Below are 17,473 nucleotides of genomic sequence, written 5' to 3'. Positions count from 1 at the left end.
CGCGGTCATTTCACACCGCCCGCGGTGAGACCGGCGACGAGACGCTTCTCGATGAGCACGAAGAGGATGGCGACAGGCACGATGCCGACGGTAGAGACCGCGAAGACGTATTGCCAAGCTGTGTCGTACTGCCCGATGAACTTGGTGAGCGCCACCGACAGTGGTTGATTCTCCGGCGTGCTGAGAATCACCAGGCTGGCGGCGAATTCGTTCCAGCACGCGACGGCGGTGAAGATCGTCGCGGTGACGATGCCAGGCCAGACCAGTGGCAGGCTCACCCGGATCAGGGTCTGCAGGCGTGAGAGGCCGTCGAGGGCGGCGGCTTCCTCGATCTCCTGCGGCACCGAGGCGAAGAACGAGTGCAGGATCCACACCGCGAAGGACAGGTTGAACGCAGAGTTCACCAGGATCATGGCCAGCCAGGTGTCGGTGATGCCGAGGGTGAAGAACTGCCGGATCAGGCCGGTCACCAGAACCGTCGGCTGCAGCATCTGGGTGATGAGCACCAACGCCAGGAAAGCGAACCGACCCGGAAATCGTTGGCGCGCACTGTAGTACGCCGCCGGGATCGCCACGGTGAGCACCAGCAGCGTCGAAGCGATGGTGATGACCAGGGTGCTCACCAGGTTGAACGGCAGCGGAGTCTCCGGCGTGCCCCACATGGTGGCGTAGTTGTCGAACTGCCATTGTTCGGGCAGGTAGGTGGGTGGGATGCGCTGGATCTCGGCCCGCGGCTTGAGCGAACCGAGCACCATCACCAGGTAGGGAACGAGGAACAGCGCGGCCAGCCCGGCGCCCACCGCGGTGAGTTCCCAGCGCCGCCGCGGCCGGCGCGCGCCCGGTGGGGTCGGCGGCAGGTCCGGCCGCGGGGATTCGGTGGTCGTGGCGGGGGCGATCCGGGTCGTCATGAGTCCACCTGTCGGGTCGGCTCGGCCACTTTCACATAGATCGCGATGATCACGATGATGAGGCCGAAGTTGAGCACGCTCATGGCCGCGGCGGTGTCGAGCTGCTGGTTCTGGCGGATCAGCTTGAACGACAGGGTCGTTGTGGTGTCGGCGCCGAAGCCGGCGATGCTGCCGGTCATCACCTGCAGGATGGGCAGGGAGTTGAACACGTTGATGATGTTGACGATCCCGGCGACCGCGATGGCCGGGCGCAGCTGCGGCAGGGTCAGGAACCGGTACCGCTGCCAGGCGTTGGCGCCGTCCATCCGGCCGGCCTCCTCCACTTCGGCCGGAATAGATTGCAGCCCGGCCAGAATCGTGTAGGTGGTGAACGGGATCGAGACGAACACCGCGACCCCGATGGCGACGAGGAAGGCCGGGCCCGCCTGCTTGGTGAAGCCGTACCCGCGGTCGAGCAGGCCGATGTCGACCAGGAACCGGTTGGCGATGCCGACATCGGGGTCGAGCATGTAGTAGACGATGGTCGTGGTCATCACCACCGAGGCCGCCCACGGCACCAGGATCGCCAAGCGCACCGCGGTGCGGCCGGGGAAGTCCTTGCTGAGGAACTGCGCCAGTGCCAGTGACAGCAGCAGGGTGAGCACCACGACGCCGACCACCCACACCACGGTGTGCGCCAGGACCGAGCCGAGCTCGGGAATCCGGAACAGCGCCCGGTAGTTGGCCAGTCCCGCCGAACCGCGATCCTGGCCGTAGGCGCTCAGATCACGGGTGCTGATCCACACCATGTAGCCGGCGGGAAAGGCGACGACCGCCGCGATCAGGACCAGCACGGGCCCGATCCACGGCAGCGCCGCCACCGCGGTGCCGAGTCGGCGGCGGCTCAACTCGCCGCCTGCTGGATCTTGGCCAGCACCGCGGCTGGATCCTGGCCCTGCACGACGGTCCCCATCTGCTGCCGGATCGCGCCCTGCGCCGCGCCCCAGTTCGGGTTGTTGCTCGGGTAGAAGCGGGCGGTGGGCAGGGTAGCGGCGAAGGCCTTGGTCACCGGGTTCTCGGCGAGTGCGTTGATGGCGCTCTTGGTGATCGGAATGAAGTTCTCGGCGGCGACGAATCCTGGGTAGATCTCGGCGGAGTAGAAGTAGTCGAGGAACTTGCGCACCGATTCCCGCTTGGCGCCGTCCTTTCGGAAGGCCATCAGGTGATCGGCGACGCCCAGGGTGACCGGTGCGCCGGTCTGGGTGGGCGAGGGGGCGGTGGCGTAGCGCAGGCCCGGGTTCTTCTCCGCGATCTGGCCGATCGTGGGCGGCAGGCCCTCGATCATGCCGATCCGGCCCTGGATGAAGGCGTTGATCACGTCTTTGCGGTCGGTCGCGCCGGGGTTCGGCTGGGTGACCCCTGCGTCGGCCATGGCTTTCATGGCTTGGACGCCGACGAGGTTGGCGGGGGTGTCGATGGTGATCGTGTCGCCGTCGGACCAGTCGCCACCCGCGCCGAAGGTCCAGATGGAGGTCTCGCCCTGGGCTTCCTCGCTGCCCAGCGGCAGTCCGTACCCGGACACCCCGCCGCCGAGATCCTGGATCCGGCGCGCGGCCGCGGTGAGTTCGGCCCAGGTGGTCGGCGGTGTGGTCACCCCCGCCCGCTCGAACAGTTCGGTGTTGTAGAACAGCGTGCGGGTGGAGGCGAACAGCGGCAGCGCCCACTGGGTGCCGTCCATGGTCGCGTTCGCGGCGAAACCGGGGTCGATGTCGGCCAGGGTGGCCGCGGAGACCACCTCGGCGGCCGGGTACAGCATGCTGTCGGCGGCGAAGGTGGAGTAGGCGTCGATGTTCAGGATGTCGGGCGTGGTCTCGGGAGACTGAAGGCCGGTGCGCACGACGTCGTTGATGGTGTCCCAGGATTCGACCTGCAGGCGCACCGTGAGGCCCGGATGCCGCTGCTGGAACCCGGCGACGATGGCGTCCCACTGCGCTTTGGTGCCGTTCGCGCCGTCGCTGTAGGCGGGGACGAGCAGCGACAGCGTGTTCGGGTCGGCGGCATCGGCGCTGTTCGAGCCGAAACCGCAGCTGGTGCTGACCAGCGCGGTGGCGGTGGCGATCGCGATGCCCGCGAGCGCTCGGTGAAGTCGACTGTTCACTGTGGGGACCTTTCGAAAACCTGTGCCCGGTCCCGCCTGGCGTGCGGAGGGCTTCTTGAATGTAGCGCACTGGTGATCATTTATGACCAATTTCTCTGTAAAGTTGACATGAACGATCACGTGACGCACTCTGATGACGTGCTCACAACCGCCGATTCTCTCTCCGATACCCACCTGGCCGCCGAGATCGGCACCCAGCCCGACGACTGGGCGTCCGCCCGTGCCATCGCGCACCGAAACGCCCACCTGCTACCGGTTTCCGGTGAGCGGGTCGCGGTGCTCGGTTGCGGTACCTCACTATTCATCGCCCGCGCGTACGCGGCCCTGCGCGAAGGGCTGGGGCAGGGGCTGACCGACGCCTGGTCCGCGGGCCAGACTCCCGCCGGTCGCCGGTACGACCGGTTCCTGATCATCTGCCGCTCCGGGACCACCACCGAGGTGCTCGACGGCATGCGCGCCATCCCCGCCGACATTCCGCGCACCGTCATCAGCTCCAGCCCGGGAACGCCCGCGCTCGAACTCGGCGATTCCATCGTGATGGCCGAGATCGACGAGCGCTCGGTCGTGCAGACGCGTTTCGCGACCACCACACTGGCCCTGCTGCGCTGGCACCTGGGCCAGGACATGGACACCGTCATCGCCCAGGCCAGGGCGGTGCTGGCCGAGGACGTGGCACGCACCCTGGCCGACGTGCGCGCGGCCGAGCAGATCACCTTCGTCGGCGCGGGATTCGCGGCCGCCCTCGGCGAGGAAGCGGCGTTGAAACTACGTGAGGCCACGCAGGCGTGGACCGAATCGTATCTGGCGACCGAATACCGGCACGGACCGATCAGCATCGCCGCGCCTGGTCGTGCGGTGTGGGCCTTCGGTGAGCTGCCCGAGGGTCTGGCCGCCGAGGTCGCCGCCACCGGCGCGCACGTCGAAGGCAGCGCGGCCGACCCGCTGGCCGAGCTCGTGCGGGTGCAGCGGCTGTGCCTGCTGTGGGCCGCCGATCGCGGGCTCGACCCCGACCATCCACGCAATCTCAGCCGATCGGTCATCCTGCACCCATGAGCGCTTCGATCAGCCTGTTCCCGGGTGTGCCGATTCCGGTCGACGACCGCGACCTGGTGCTCGGTGTCGACATCGGGGGCACCACGATCAAGGCCGAGATCAGTGCCGCCGACGGCACGGTGTGGGCCAGCCGCGTGGTCCCCACCCCGGCCGGGGAGGCCGCGCTCGACGCCGCGGCCGAACTCGGCGCGAGCCTGCTCGAGCAACTGCCCGGCGTCGAACGCGAGCGGGTGCGCCGCGCGGCGGTGCTGCTGCCCGGCATCGTCGACGCCGAGCGAGGCGTCGCGGTCCTCAGCGCGAACATCGGCTGGCGTGATGTCGTGGTGGGTGACCGGTTCACGCGCCGGTGGCGCGTGCCGGTGCTGCTCGAACACGATGTCGCGGCGGCCGGCTGGGCGGAGTGGCGCTTCGGCGCCGGCCGGGATTTCGACACGGTGTGCGTGATCATCATCGGCACCGGAATCAGTGGAACCCTTTCGGTGGCGGGACGATTCGTGCGCGGCGGGATCGGGCAGGCCGGCGAGTACGGGCACATTCCGGTCCGCCGCGATCACGGCATGCCCTGTCCCTGCGGCAACATCGGCTGCGTCGAGACCGTCGCCTCGGCCACCGGCATCGCGCGGGCCTACCGCCTGCGGACCGGCGACGAGGCGGCCGACGCCGCCGCCGTGTTCGCCCGGGTGTCTACCGATCCGGCGGCCCGCCAGGTCGTGGCCGACGCGGTCGACGCCCTTGCCGACGGACTGCTGGGCGTCGTGCACGCCGTGTGCCCGGAACTGGTCGTGCTCGGCGGCGGATTGGCCGGCGCCGGAGGCGAATTGGCGGATCGGCTGCACACCGCGCTCGCGAACCGGGTCCGGGTGGTGCCCGCGCCGCAGGTGCGGATCGGCGAGTACGGCGCGCGCGCCGGCCTGCGCGGCGCGGCCCTGCTGGCCCGGCACGGAGCCCTGGTGTGACCGGGTCCGCTCCGCCGGGCGGTGCCCGCCTGCGGCACGTTCGCGGGCGCGTTGTCGCGCCCGGTGCCGAGTTCGACGACGGCGTGGTCTCGCTGCGCGGTGACCGGATCGCCGGTGTGCTCGCGCTGCCGGACTGGCGCGCGCGGTACCCGGACGAACCGGCGCCCGCCTCGGCGGGCACCGTGGTGCCGGGTCTGGTGGACATCCACAACCACGGTGGCGCGGGCCACCGCCTCGACACCACCGACGCCGCCGAGGCCACCGCCGCGGTCGAATTCCACCGCTCGCGTGGGACCACCACCCTGCTCGCCGCGCTGGTCACCGCCGACCCGGCGGTCATGCTCGCCCAGGCCGCCATGCTGCGGACCCTGGCCGAAGCCGGAATCATCGGCGGAATCCATTGCGAGGGGCCATTTCTGGCCGTCTCGCGCTGTGGCGCGCACGACCCGCGGCTGCTGCGCGATCCCGACCCGCGATGGACCGAGCGACTGCTCGCGGCCACGGGCGCGACGCTGCGGATGATGACCATCGCGCCGGAGCTGCCGGGCGCGAACGAGGTGGCCCGTCTGCTCGCCGACGCCGGGGTGACGGTGTCGCTGGGCCACACCGACGCCGACTACGCGGTCTTCTCGAGGGCACTGTGGCCCATCGGCCACGCCACCTCGGTCACCCACCTGGGCAACGGCATGCCCGCGCTGCACCATCGTGCGCCGGGACCGGTGGCGGCGGCGCTGACCGCAGCCGCACACGACCGGACCGCCGTCGAGCTGATCGGCGACGGCGTCCACGTCGATCCCGGATTCGGCGCGCTCGTGTTCGCCACCGCCACCCGCGTCGCGCTCATCACCGACGCCATGCAGGCCGCGGGGATGCCCGACGGTGCGTACCGGCTGGGTCCACAACAGGTCACCGTGCGGGACGGGGTGGCGCGGGTGGCCGGTGGCTCGATCGCGGGCGGCACCGCCGACCTGCTGAGCTGTGTGCGCTGGGCGGTGCAGGAGTGCGGTGTGCCGTTGCCCGCGGCGATCTGCGCGGCCACCGCCACCCCGGCGGCCGTCGCCGGTCTCACCGAGGTCGGCGATCTGCGCGCGGGGTATCGGGCCGATCTGCTCGTCGTCGACGAGGAGCTCGCGGTGCGCCAGGTGATCTTCCGGGGAGAGCGCACGCGATGATCCTGACCATCACCGCCAATCCCGCATACGACGTGACCTACGAGGTGGACCGGTTCGTGGCGGGGGAGACCTACCGGGTCGAACGGGTCCGGCAGCGGGCAGGAGGCAAGGGCGTCAATGTCAGCCGGGTGCTGACCGTGCTCGGCGTGCCGACCGTGGCGACCGGCTTGGCGAGCGCCGAGTTCGCCGCCGAGGTCGCGGGGGAGCTCACCGCCGACTTCGTCCCGGCGCTGCCGTGGGTTCGGCGGACCCTCGTCGTCCAGCAGCGCGCCCCGCGCGCGCTCACCACGGGACTGTGGGAACCCGGCGCGCCACCGGCCGCCGACGCGGCGACCGCGCTGCTGGCGAAGCTGGACCGTTGGCTGCCGAGCGCCGATGTCGTCGTCGTCTCGGGATCGCTACCGCCCCGGCTGGGCGCCGACCTGCCCGCCACGCTCGCGCGTCGCGCCCTGGCGGCGGGAAAGCCGGTGATCTGTGATGTCAGCGGCGTGGCGCTGCGGGAATGCGCCCGCGTCCCCGGCGTGGTACTGATGCCCAACGACGACGAGCTGCACGAGCTCACCGGGATGCGGCCGCGCATCGCGATCGAGGTGGTGGGCGCGGCCAGGGCGATCCTGTCGACCGGGCCGCGTCTGGTGATCGCGACCAGGGGCGCGGCGGGCATGATCGCGGTGACCGCCACCGAGGCGTGGTCGGCCGCGGCGCCGCGCCCGGTGTCGGGCAACACCACCGGCGCCGGTGACGCGGCCGCCGCCGCGGTGGCCGCGCAGCTCGCCGCCGGCATCACCGACCTGCCCGCCGTTCTGGCCACCGCGGTGGCCACCTCGGCCGCCGCGGTGGCCGCGCCGGTCGCCGGCGACATCGACCGTGAACTACGTGCCCGCCTGCTGCCCGAGATCCGGGCTCGCCGGGTGGGCGCGAACCAGGAGAATCCATGCCTCTGACCAGCGTTCCCGACCTCGTCACCGCCGCCGGTTCCGGCGGCCTCGGCGCCTTCAACGTGGTGGCCCTCGAGCATGCCGAGGCGATCACCGCGGCGGCCGAGTCAACCGGGCGCCCCGCGATCCTGCAGATCTCGCAGAACACCGCCCGCTACCACGGCGGGCTGAAGCCGCTGGCCCGTGCCTGCCTGGCCATCGCTGAGGACAGTACGGCCGCGCTGGCGGTCCACCTCGACCACGCCACCAGCGCCGACCTGGTGCGCGAGGCGGTCGAGCTCGGACTGACCTCGGTCATGTACGACGGGTCGACGCTCGACTTCGACACCAACACCGCCACCACCCGTGACCTCACGGCCTGGTGTCACGAGCGCGGGGTCTTCGTCGAGGCCGAATTGGGCGAGGTCGGCGGCAAGGACGGCGCGCACGCGCCCGGCGCGCGCACCGATCCGGTCGAGGCCGCCGCCTTCGTCGCCGCCACCGGGGTGGACGCGCTGGCAGTGGCGGTGGGTTCCTCGCACGCCATGGCCACGCGCGGGGCCTGCCTCGATGACGGCCTGATCGCGAAACTGGCAGCCGGATTGCCGGTGCCACTCGTGCTGCACGGCTCCTCCGGTGTTCCCGACGAAGGCCTGCGCTCGGCGATCCGGCACGGTATGGTGAAGATCAACATCGGTACCCGGCTCAACATCGCGCTCACCGGCGCGGTGCGCGCGGCACTGGCCACCGCGCCGTCGATCTCCGATCCCCGCCGCTATCTCGGCCCGGGGCGAACCGGCATCCAGCAGGACGTGGAACACCACCTGCGCGTGCTCGACTGCTGACTGCCGGGACCGGTCGCCGTGTCGCGTCCGCACTCGTCCCGGGGTGCGGCGGCCGGAGCGGTACATTCGCCGGCATGACCGCCCACGAACCTGCCTCCGCCGACGCCGTGTCGCTCGGGTCGGCGCCGCCTGTCGTTCTGTCCGGCGGCGAATTCGAGATGGGCTCGGCGCGTTTCTATCCCGAGGAACGCCCGGTGCACCGGGTCACCGTCGCACCTTTCGCGATCGATCGCTTCCCGGTCACCAATGCCCAGTTCGCCGCGTTCGTCGCGGCCACCGGCTACCGCACGGTCGCCGAGCGTCCGCTCGACCCCGCCGACTATCCCGGCGCCGATCCGGAATCGCTGGTGCCGGGCGGACTGGTGTTCCAGCAGGCCCCGCACCGGATTCCGTTGCACGACTTCACCAGGTGGTGGGCGTATGTGCCGGGCGCGAACTGGCGCCATCCGCGCGGACCCGACACCACGATCGTCGACCTCGTCGACCACCCCTGCGTGCAGGTCGCCTACGCGGACGCGGTGGCCTATGCCCAGTGGCGTGGCGCGCGACTGCCCACCGAAGCTGAGTGGGAGTTCGCCGCGCGCGGCGGTCTCGACCAGGCCACCTTCGCCTGGGGCGAGGAGACCGACGACGGTGCGCCCTACCGGACCAACCGTTGGCGCGGTGAGTTCCCCTGGCAGAATCTGCGCAGCGACGGGTTCGAATACACCTCCCCGGTGGGCAGCTTTCCCGCCAATGGTCATGGCCTGCACGACATGACGGGCAACGTGTGGGAGTGGACCAGCGACTGGTGGCGCGCCGGACACTGCCTGGGTGCCACCTCGTGCTGCGGTCCCGATGTCGCGGCCCGGCGATCCGCGGCGGCCGGGGAGACGATCCCGCGCCGGGTGATCAAAGGCGGATCGCACCTGTGCGCCCCGAACTACTGCCTGCGCTACCGTCCCGCGGCGCGCCAGCCCGAGGCCGTCGACACCGCCACCTGCCATCTCGGATTCCGCTGCGTGGTCGACGGGTAGCCGCGTTCCCGGGCGAACACGGTACACAGGAACGGGTTCCGCGCGGGCTCGATCTCATCCGCATCGGGTGAAGCCGCACCGCGACCGAACTACCTACTGTCACCGTATGGGTGCTGTCCTGGGTGATCTGCTACCGCTGGCCGTCGGTGTCGCGATCTCGCCGATTCCGATCGTCGCGGTGATCCTGATGATCCTGTCCAAGAACGCGGGCGGCGCGGCCAAGGGATTCGCTCTCGGCTGGGTCGCCGGGATCCTGCTGGTGACCGCCGTGCTGACGTTGCTGTCGGGCTCGCTCGGCGACTCCGGCGACGGTGACCCGCCGGTCGCGGTGTCCTGGATCAAGATCGTGCTCGGCGCCTTGCTGATCGTGCTGGCGATCAAGCAGTGGCGCGATCGTGGCGACACCGCGGTACCGGGCTGGATGCAGGCCATCGACACCATCACAACGGGCAAGTCGATCGGTCTCGGCGCACTGCTCTCGGCGGTCAATCCCAAGAATCTGCTGCTGTGCGTATCCGCCGGTGTGGTCATCGGCGGGGCCGGTCTGTCCGGTGCCGGGGATGTCGTCGCCGTGGTGATCTATACCCTGCTGGCGTCCTCGGTGGTGCTGTCCGTGGTCATCGGCTACACCGTGGCCGCGCAACGGTTCGCGCCCGCGCTGAACTCCGCGCGGCAATGGCTGCAGGACAACAATCACATCGTCATGGCGATCGTCCTGATCATCATGGGCGCGGTCGTCGTCGGCAAGGGCATCGGCGGGCTGTAGGTCCAGTCGCGAGGGAGGAGCGGCGATGGCGTCGTGGCCGGTGTTCGGATCGTTGCAGGGGTACCAGCGCGGCTGGGTGCGGCCCGATGTGATCGCCGGTCTCACGGTGTGGGCGGTACTGGTGCCCGAGGCGCTGGCCTACGCCTCGATCGCCGGGGTGCCGCCGGTGGTCGGTCTCTACGCGGCGGTGCCCGCGCTGGTCCTCTACGCCCTCGCGGGCAGTTCACGACACCTGATCGTCGGGCCGATGTCGGCCACCGCCGCGCTGTCCGCGGCGATCATCACCCCGCTCGCGGGCGCCGACGGCGGCCGCTACATCGCGCTGTCGGCGGCGCTGGCCATCTGTACCGGTGTCGTCGGTTTGGTCGCGGGCCTGGTGCGGCTCGGGTTCCTCGCCTCGTTCATCTCCGAGCCGGTGCTCAAGGGCTTCATCGTCGGCCTGGCGCTGACGATCATCATCGGTCAGGTGCCCAAGCTGCTCGGCGTGTCCAAGCACGACGGGAACTTCTTCGAACAAGCCTGGGGTGTGCTGAGCGGGCTCGGTGACCTCCAGCTGCGAACCGTGGTCATGGGGGCGCTGAGCCTGGCGATCGTGCTGGGGATCAAGCGCTGGGCGCCGATGGTGCCGGGTTCCCTGGTGGCGGTGCTGTTCGGCATCTGCGCGGTGTGGCTGCTGTCGCTCGACGAGAAGGGCGTGAAGATCGTCGGTCACATCGACTCCGGCCTCCCGCACCTCGATGTGCCGGGCGGGGTGAGCTTCAGTGACTACCTCGAGCTGGCCGGACCGGCCGTGGGGGTGCTGCTGATCGGCTTCGCCGAAGGGCTCGGCGCGGCGAAAACCTATGCGGCCAAAGCCGGTTACCCGATCGATGCCAACCGGGAGCTGATGGGGATGGGTGCGGCGAACCTGGGCGCGGGCCTGGCCTCGGGCATGGTGGTCAACGGCAGCCTGTCCAAGACCGCCGTCAACGGCGGCGCCGGTGCGCGCACCCAGCTCAGCGGCCTGGTGGTGGCGCTCCTTACCGTCTTGACCCTGCTGTTCCTGACCGGCCTGTTCGAGAAACTGCCCGAGGCCACCCTGGCCGCGGTGGTGATCGCGGCCGTGCTCGAGCTGGTCGATTTCGCCGCGCTGCGGCGGCTCTACCGGGTGTGGACCCAGCTGCTGGGAACCATCTACGGGCACGCCGCCCGGGTGGACTTCCTGGCCGCCGTCGCCGCCCTGCTCGGCGTGCTGGTCTTCGGCACCCTACCGGGCCTGCTCATCGGCGTCGGCATCTCCATCGTGCTGCTGGTCTACCGGTCCTCGCAGCCGCACGTGGCCGCGCTGGCCAAGGACGGGCACCTCTGGGTCGATCTTGCGCGACACGCCGACCTCACGGCGCGTCCCGACGTGGTGGTGGTGCGGGTCGAATCGGGGCTGTTCTTCGCCAACGCCGACTATGTGAAGTCGCGCATCGAGGCACTGTGTACCGACACCACCCGCGTGGTCGTCCTCGACGCCGAGACCTCGCCGTCGATCGATGTCTCGGCCGCGGAGATGCTGCTGGATCTGCGGAACGAGCTGGCGCGCAGACGGATCGACCTGCGCATCGCCCGCTCGGTGGCCCAGTTCACCGAGCTGCTCGACTCGGCCGAGGCGGGCGCCACCCGAATCGTGGTCTACCCGACGGTGGCGGAGGCCATCGCCGACCTGCCCGAACCCAGCTCGTGAATCGACCGTCGAGGAGAGTCCGATGGGTGAGTTGATCGCCGCGCTGTTCCCGGAGATGCTCGGCCTGATCGTTACACCGGCGGCCATCGCCGGCTGCGTGCTGCTGCTGCAATCTCGGCGCGCGGTGGCCAACGCCGCCGCGTTCGCCGCCGCGTTCCTGGTGGTCTACGGCCAGGTCGCGGTCACCGCCCTGCTCGGCGGCGCCGCGCAGTCGAACTCGACCGCCGAGACGGTCTCGCACTGGGCCGGACTCGTTGTCGGCGTGATGTTCCTGGTCGCGGGTGCGTGGGTGTGGGTGCGCCGACCCGCCGCCGACACGGCCCCGCCGAAGTTCCTCACCGAGCTCGAGGCCGCCGGTCCGCGCAAGGCGTTCTCGGCCGGGCTGGTGCTGGCCATCGTCAACCCGAACCTGTTCATCATGATGTCGGGCATGAGCGTGATCGCCAGCTCGCCGACCACGACGGCGTCCGCACTGGTCGGTACCGCCCTGCTGTTGCTCGCCGCCGCCCTGGACTTCCTGATCCCGATCGGACTCTATCTCGCGCTGGGTGATCGCGCCCGGACCGGGCTGGACCGGGCCAAGGAATGGATGCTGCGCAATAACCGGCGGCTCTCGATCGGGGTCCTGATCGGGTTCGGCGCGCTGTTCACCATTCGCGGTGTGCTCAATCTGACCGGGTAGTCGACTGCGCGGTTCACCCGTTTCGGGCGAGGCGGCCCGCACCAGCCGAATCTAGCGTCGGAATCGTCCACCGCGACAACCAGAGAAGGGCTCACGGCATGGCAGGCACACTGACCGTCTGGAAGTTCCCGACACCGACCGGCGCGGACACCGCGATAGCGACGCTTGAGGATCTGCAGAAGTCATTGATCTCCACCAACCTGTCGCACCAGCAGGAGGTCAAGCTGCGCGAGGTCTTCGCCGAGAGCTGACCCGCGGGTGCTGCCGACGCCAGGAGGCAACCGATGCGCCTGCCCGACCAGTCGACCGACAGCGCACTCGCGCCCCAGTGGTCGATACCCCGTGGCCTGATCGTCTTGCTGTCGGTGGCGGCCGCGGTGGCCGCCACCGCGGGAACGAAGGCATTTTCCAGCGTTCTGGGGCCGATCTTCCTCGCGCTGATGCTGAGCATCGCGGTCCAACCCGTCCAGGACTGGGTCCAGCGCAAAGGCTGGCCCGCCTGGGTGGGCATGATCGGGGCCTTCAACACGGTGTTGGTGATCCTGCTCGCCCTCGGCGGCGCGCTGGTGCTCTCGGCGTACCCAGCTCGCATCCGATCATCTGCGCCGACGACACCACCATGGGTTATCCGCCCACTCGGGTGTGGGGCATCCCCGCGGGCGGCATGTGGGCTCACCGGCTGGGCGACCAGCGGGCCAAACGACTGTTGTTCACCGGAGACGCGATCACCGGCCGGCAGGCCGCCGAATGGGGATTGGCGGTGGAGTCGTGTCCGGCCGTGGATCTGGACGCGCGCGCCGAGGAATTGGTGGGGCGCATCGTGAGGATGCCGGTCAACCAGCTGATGATGGCCAAGCTCGCGCTGAACTCGGCGCTGTTCGCTCAGAGCGTCGGCAACTCCGCGATAGTCAGCACCGTCTTCGACGGTATCTCCCGCCACACCCGGGAGGGATACTCCTTCCAATTGCGCTCCGCCACTGTCGGATTCCGAGAAGCTGTGCGTGAACGCGACGAGCCGTACGGTGACTACAAGAGTGCGGGCCGCAATCGTGCGGCCGAGGAATAGCGGTGAGATCCGTCGCTTGGGCGACGGTGCCCGATGATGGTTCCATGCCGCCGGTCACCGCCGCCGAGGTCGGTCCGCCACCACTTGAGCGGGGGAGGTGCTGGCGCTGGCACAGCTGATGGGCGTCCAGGTTTCGGCGGTCCGGGTTGCGCTCACCCGCATGGTGGCGGTCGGAGATCGGGAGCGAGACGACGGTTTGTACCGGCTCGCCACGCGCCTGGAACGACGACGCACCCGTTAGCAGGAGGCGCTGAACCACCTCTGATCGGATGGAACAGTCAGACCGTGCTCGTCGGTGCGGACGAAACCGCCGCCGAGTCGAACCAGCTAGGAGAAGCGCTGGGGCACTTACATTTCGGCGAGCTCCGGGCAACCTGGCTCATCCGCTGCCGGCCCCGCTCGCCGAGCGGCCCTCGGTGTTCGTCGCGACGCCGGTGGAAAGCTCGCTGGAGCTGGCCCAGCTGTTGTTCGCCCCCAGTTCGGGCCGACGACACCGGTGCGGCATTGCTGGCGATGGAGCCGCAGGCGCGCACTCTGCCCGCCTGGTTCGAGCTGGCCGCCGCGATGGTGCGGCATCTGCTCGACGACCCGCTGCTGCCAGTCCAATTGACACCGCCGGACTGGCCAGGCCGGACACCATAGTGGTCGCGCGAATTGGCGAAGGCCACACCGTGTTCCTGGCCGTGCTGGGGCTGGCGATGATCAACCCCAACCTGTTCATCATGATGTCTGAGATAAACGTGGTCGCCAGTTCTGGTGCGACGGCGGGTGCATCGGTCACAGCGGGGGAGGGGTTGTTGCTCGCGGCGGCGACCCCTCGACTTTGTCGTCCCGATCGTGGTCTTCGTGCTGCTCTTGCAGCGGGCGCGGGCGGTCCTCGATGCCGCGAAACGGTGGATCGTCGCCCACGACAAAGCGCTGAGGTCAGCGGTGCTGTTCGCCTTCGGCGCGCCCTGTTCACCGTGCGGGGTGCGACCGGGCTGCTGTGAGAGCAGATCCCCGCACCGGCAACGGGTGATCGTGGGGGTGTGGCGCTACCCGCCCAGTGAGACCCGTGGGCGAGTCCGTGTTGGGCGCGCATCGAGGCTGCGCCTGCGACCGCCTCGGGAACGTTGCCGACCGCGATCGCGACGAGCAGCACCAGCCCGCCGGACCCGGACAGTGACACCCCCAGTGTGGTGTTCTCCGGGATCCCGTCGAGCAGCGCGCCCAGCATCAACGCCCACCCCAGAGCGGCAGGGCCGAGCCGATTCTCGATGAGATGGTCGGCCACGACGTATACCGCCGCGCCCAGCATGAGCGCGGCGGCGGCGACCAGCGCGCCCTCGGACTCGAACGTCGGCTCGAACAGTTCGGTCGACACCGCCGCCACCATCGCCCCGGCTCCGAAAGCCATGAGCGCGGCCAGCACCGGCCTTGCAAGGTCGTAACGCAAGCCGATGCCGGCCCCGACGATCATCGGGATCGTGGTGCCCAGACCGTAGAGCAACGCGGTCAACACTAGCCATTCGTCCTGTTCATGATGGCTTCCCGAGTTCTCGGCTGTCCGGATTCGTCCTCAGTCGCGGGCGAATCCGGCGGCGAGGGTGCGTTCCGCGTCGGTCCAGTCGTCGTCGCCGCGTTTGAGGGTCACCTTGGCCAGATGCCCGCCGCTGAATTCGAAGGGCACCGGGTAGTCGCCCACCGGCTGTCCGGCGTCGCGGCCTGCGGTGAGTCCTTCACCGGCGAGGGAGAAGTGCCCCATCTGGGTCGTGATGTCGGCGGTCCCGACTGCGGTGTCGCCGACATACAGGGCTGCCGTGCCGGTCGGGGACACCCCGTCTCGGCCAGTGATGACGTATTTCACCCCGAGAATGTGTTTGCCGCTGGTCGGCAGCACAGCATCGGAGACGATGTCCTGCCGCTTCTTTCCCAGCCAGTTGTAGATGTAGTGCAGCCGATGGTCGCGGATGTAGAGCGCGTGCCCACCGAACCGGCCGCCGTGGGCGAACAGCACCCCTTGCGAATCATCGGTCAGTTCGACCTCGGCGATGATCTCGAACGGCCGCCCGAAATACTGCATCGCCGAGCGTTCCGGAATCTCGGATTGGCCGGGGTAGAACACCTGGTGGTCGGTGTCTGGCATCAGCGTGGGGGTGGGGAACTTGCGCAGATAGGCGAACACCTCGGGCCCCGACCGGTCATCCAGCGGCAGGCCGTGGAACTTCTCGGCCTCGGAGTACCAGAGCTTCTTGAGTTCTTCGAGTTTGTCCGGCATCTGCCCGGCGAGGTCGCGCGTCTGGTTGCGATCGGCCTCGAGGTGGTAGAGCTCCCAGGTATCGGCATCGAAATGCCCCCACCCAGATTGCATGGGCGGGTGGTTGGTGTTGGCGAACCAGCCGTCGCGCCAGATTCCCCGCGAGCCGAGCATCGAGTAGAACTGGACATCGCGCGGATTGGGCGCCTGCGCGTCGCGCATCAGTGGCAGCAGCGAGGCTCCGTGCAGCGGCTCCTGCGTGACGTCGTTCATCGACTCCGGCGGGGTGATACCCAGGCAGTCGTAGATGGTCGGCACCACATCGATCGCATGGCAGTACTGGTGCCGGTACTCACCACCCTTGCCGAGTCCGGCGGGCCAGGAGAACAGCATCGGGTCCGCGGTGCCGCCCTCGTAGCCGGAGTAACGTTTGAACATCTTGAACGGGGTGCAGAACGCGATCGCCCAACCCACCGAATAGTGGTTGTAGGTTTCGACGGTGCCCAGCTTCGGCGCCATGCGCAGTTGCTCGTCCATCGTGTCGACCACGGAATTGAAGAAGTTGTTCTCGTTCCAGGTGCCGTTGGGGCCACCTTCACCGGATGCGCCGTTGTCGGAGACGAACACGATGATAGTGTTCTCGTACTGGCCGGTCTCGTCGAGATAATCGAGCACGCGCCCGATCTGGGCGTCGGTGTAGGTCGAGAACCCGGCGAACACCTCGGCCTGGCGGGCGAAGACCTTCTTCTCCTCCTCGCTCAGTGAATCCCACTGCCGTGCCGTGTCGTTCTCCGGCCACGGCTCCCCGTTCGGGCCGGTCACGTCGATGTTCGGGTTCAACGCGGGCAGTTCGATGTCATCGGGGACCAGGCCGAGTCGTTTCTGGTTGGCGAGCACCACCTCGCGATACTTCTCGTAGCCCATGTCGAACACGCCCTTGTACTGGTCGGCCCATTCGGTGGGGACCTGGTGGGGTGCGTGATTGGCGCCGGGACAGAAGTACATGAACCACGGCTTGTTCGGCGCGGTGGCCTTGGTGTCCTGGATGAACGAGATCGCCTTGTCGGCCAGGTCCTTCGACAGGTGGTAACCCTGCTCGGGGGTGGAGGGCGGTTCGACGAAATGGTTGTCGGCCACCAGGTCCGGGTAGTATTGGTCGCTCTCCCCACCAAGGAACCCGTAGTAGCGTTCGAACCCGCGTCCCAGCGGCCAGGAACGGCGGCGGGCGCCCAGCGAGGACTCCTCGGCCGGGGTCAGGTGCCATTTGCCCAACGCCATCGTCGAGTATCCGTTTCGCAGCAGAACCTCGGCGATGGTGCCGTTCTCCATCGGAATGCGCCCGTTGGACCCGGGGAACCCGGTCGTGATCTCCTCGATGCAGGCCATTCCGTTGGAGGTGGCATTGCGGCCGGTGAGCAGGCACGACCGCGTCGGCGAGCAGAACGCCACGGTGTGGAACTGGGTGAACGACACCCCGTCGGCGGCGATGCGGTCCATCGTCGGCATCCGGACCAGCCCACCGTATTGTTCCCAGGTTCCGAAACCGGTGTCGTCCAGCACGATGTAGAGCACATTCGGCGCGTTCTCACCAGCGGCGGGCTCGACATAGGGCCCCCAGTCCGGAGTGGCATGGCGGACGTCAGTCTCGATCTTTCCTGCGAAACCGGCGGACTCGGACACAGCTACTCCTGTCGTCGAACAGATCGTGAGCGGGACGGATTCCATCGTCGTGGATCAGCAGGGCATGGGCCTCACCCAGAACGGGTGACCCGCACATCCACCGCGAGCCTCTCAGGCGGGTGTTCGGCGCCGGCCAGGCGAACGACGTGTGTGCCGGCCGAAATCCGATGTCCTCGGTTGGGTAGGGTCGCGCTCAGCCGAACCGTGGAGGCACACGATGTTCTATCCCCGCACCACCGCGTTCCTGTTGCCCTCCCACACGCGCAGACCCGAACCCGACTACCGACCGTGCCCCACGCTCTATCGATCGCGCGGGTTCCGCTGTCGG

14 protein-coding genes and 2 pseudogenes are annotated in these 17,473 nt (G+C 69.1%); 11 read left to right on the top strand and 5 right to left on the bottom strand.

The features are described 5' to 3' along the window. Nucleotides 1–5 precede the first annotated feature (5 nt). Genes AB0L91_RS22080 through AB0L91_RS22070 form a run of 3 tightly spaced genes read right to left on the bottom strand, consistent with a single transcriptional unit; the run spans nt 6 to nt 3,045 of the window. Nucleotides 6–908: a carbohydrate ABC transporter permease gene (locus tag AB0L91_RS22080; protein WP_365012703.1), complete on the bottom strand. Its 903-nt coding sequence runs from the start codon at nt 906–908 to the stop codon at nt 6–8. After that, nucleotides 905–1,795, bottom strand: a complete 891-nt coding sequence (locus AB0L91_RS22075) for a sugar ABC transporter permease (protein ID WP_365012701.1) — start codon at nt 1,793–1,795, stop codon at nt 905–907. The genes AB0L91_RS22080 and AB0L91_RS22075 overlap by 4 nt, the downstream gene beginning before the upstream one ends. After that, complete coding sequence (locus AB0L91_RS22070; RefSeq protein ID WP_365012700.1) at nt 1,792–3,045, bottom strand: extracellular solute-binding protein; 1,254 nt, start codon at nt 3,043–3,045, stop codon at nt 1,792–1,794. The genes AB0L91_RS22075 and AB0L91_RS22070 overlap by 4 nt, the downstream gene beginning before the upstream one ends. 138 nt (nt 3,046–3,183) lie before the next feature. Here AB0L91_RS22070 and AB0L91_RS22065 point away from each other — a divergent pair, with 138 nt between their 5' ends. From AB0L91_RS22065 to AB0L91_RS22015, 11 genes and pseudogenes are all read left to right on the top strand, one after another. Then, nucleotides 3,184–4,098: a sugar isomerase gene (locus AB0L91_RS22065; RefSeq protein WP_365012697.1), complete on the top strand. Its 915-nt coding sequence runs from the start codon at nt 3,184–3,186 to the stop codon at nt 4,096–4,098. After that, the gene (locus tag AB0L91_RS22060) at nt 4,095–5,054 is read left to right on the top strand and encodes an ROK family protein (protein ID WP_365012694.1); all 960 of its coding nucleotides are present in this window, start codon (nt 4,095–4,097) and stop codon (nt 5,052–5,054) included. The genes AB0L91_RS22065 and AB0L91_RS22060 overlap by 4 nt, the downstream gene beginning before the upstream one ends. Beyond that, nucleotides 5,051–6,226: an amidohydrolase family protein gene (locus AB0L91_RS22055; protein ID WP_365012691.1), complete on the top strand. Its 1,176-nt coding sequence runs from the start codon at nt 5,051–5,053 to the stop codon at nt 6,224–6,226. Before AB0L91_RS22060 ends, AB0L91_RS22055 begins: the two co-directional genes overlap by 4 nt. Beyond that, on the top strand, nt 6,223–7,170 hold the full coding sequence (locus tag AB0L91_RS22050) for a hexose kinase (protein WP_365012689.1): 948 nt from the start codon (nt 6,223–6,225) through the stop codon (nt 7,168–7,170). Before AB0L91_RS22055 ends, AB0L91_RS22050 begins: the two co-directional genes overlap by 4 nt. Continuing rightward, nucleotides 7,161–7,988 (top strand): class II fructose-bisphosphate aldolase, encoded by an 828-nt coding sequence (locus AB0L91_RS22045; protein ID WP_365012686.1) that lies wholly within the window; start codon nt 7,161–7,163, stop codon nt 7,986–7,988. Before AB0L91_RS22050 ends, AB0L91_RS22045 begins: the two co-directional genes overlap by 10 nt. Before the next feature lie 74 nt (nt 7,989–8,062). Continuing rightward, nucleotides 8,063–9,004, top strand: coding sequence for a formylglycine-generating enzyme family protein (locus tag AB0L91_RS22040; protein ID WP_365012683.1), 942 nt, complete (start codon nt 8,063–8,065; stop codon nt 9,002–9,004). A 106-nt stretch (nt 9,005–9,110) separates the two neighbouring features. Continuing rightward, nucleotides 9,111–9,770, top strand: coding sequence for a GAP family protein (locus AB0L91_RS22035; RefSeq protein WP_365012681.1), 660 nt, complete (start codon nt 9,111–9,113; stop codon nt 9,768–9,770). A gap of 25 nt (nt 9,771–9,795) precedes the next feature. After that, nucleotides 9,796–11,481, top strand: a complete 1,686-nt coding sequence (locus tag AB0L91_RS22030) for a SulP family inorganic anion transporter (RefSeq protein WP_365012679.1) — start codon at nt 9,796–9,798, stop codon at nt 11,479–11,481. A 22-nt stretch (nt 11,482–11,503) separates the two neighbouring features. Continuing rightward, nucleotides 11,504–12,163, top strand: coding sequence for a GAP family protein (locus AB0L91_RS22025; RefSeq protein WP_365012677.1), 660 nt, complete (start codon nt 11,504–11,506; stop codon nt 12,161–12,163). Nucleotides 12,164–12,261: 98 nt separating this feature from the next. Next, nucleotides 12,262–12,414, top strand: a complete 153-nt coding sequence (locus AB0L91_RS22020) for a hypothetical protein (protein ID WP_365012674.1) — start codon at nt 12,262–12,264, stop codon at nt 12,412–12,414. 344 nt (nt 12,415–12,758) lie between these two features. Next, nucleotides 12,759–13,229, top strand: a pseudogene (locus AB0L91_RS22015) (enoyl-CoA hydratase-related protein); the annotation flags it as partial. Nucleotides 13,230–14,301: 1,072 nt separating this feature from the next. Here the strand turns inward: AB0L91_RS22015 and AB0L91_RS22010 are convergent. Then, nucleotides 14,302–14,730: pseudogene (locus AB0L91_RS22010) on the bottom strand (ZIP family metal transporter); the annotation flags it as partial. A 57-nt stretch (nt 14,731–14,787) separates the two neighbouring features. Next, a complete protein-coding gene (locus AB0L91_RS22005; protein WP_365012671.1) occupies nt 14,788–17,145 on the bottom strand; it encodes a sulfatase-like hydrolase/transferase in 2,358 nt (785 codons plus the stop codon). Nucleotides 17,146–17,473 lie beyond the last annotated feature (328 nt).

The organism is Nocardia sp. NPDC051833, assembly GCF_040681225.1.
Taxonomy (GTDB): Bacteria; Actinomycetota; Actinomycetes; order Mycobacteriales; family Mycobacteriaceae; genus Nocardia.
Note: the sequence above shows the minus strand (reverse complement) of the source record. Positions and strands in the feature narration are given on the sequence as shown.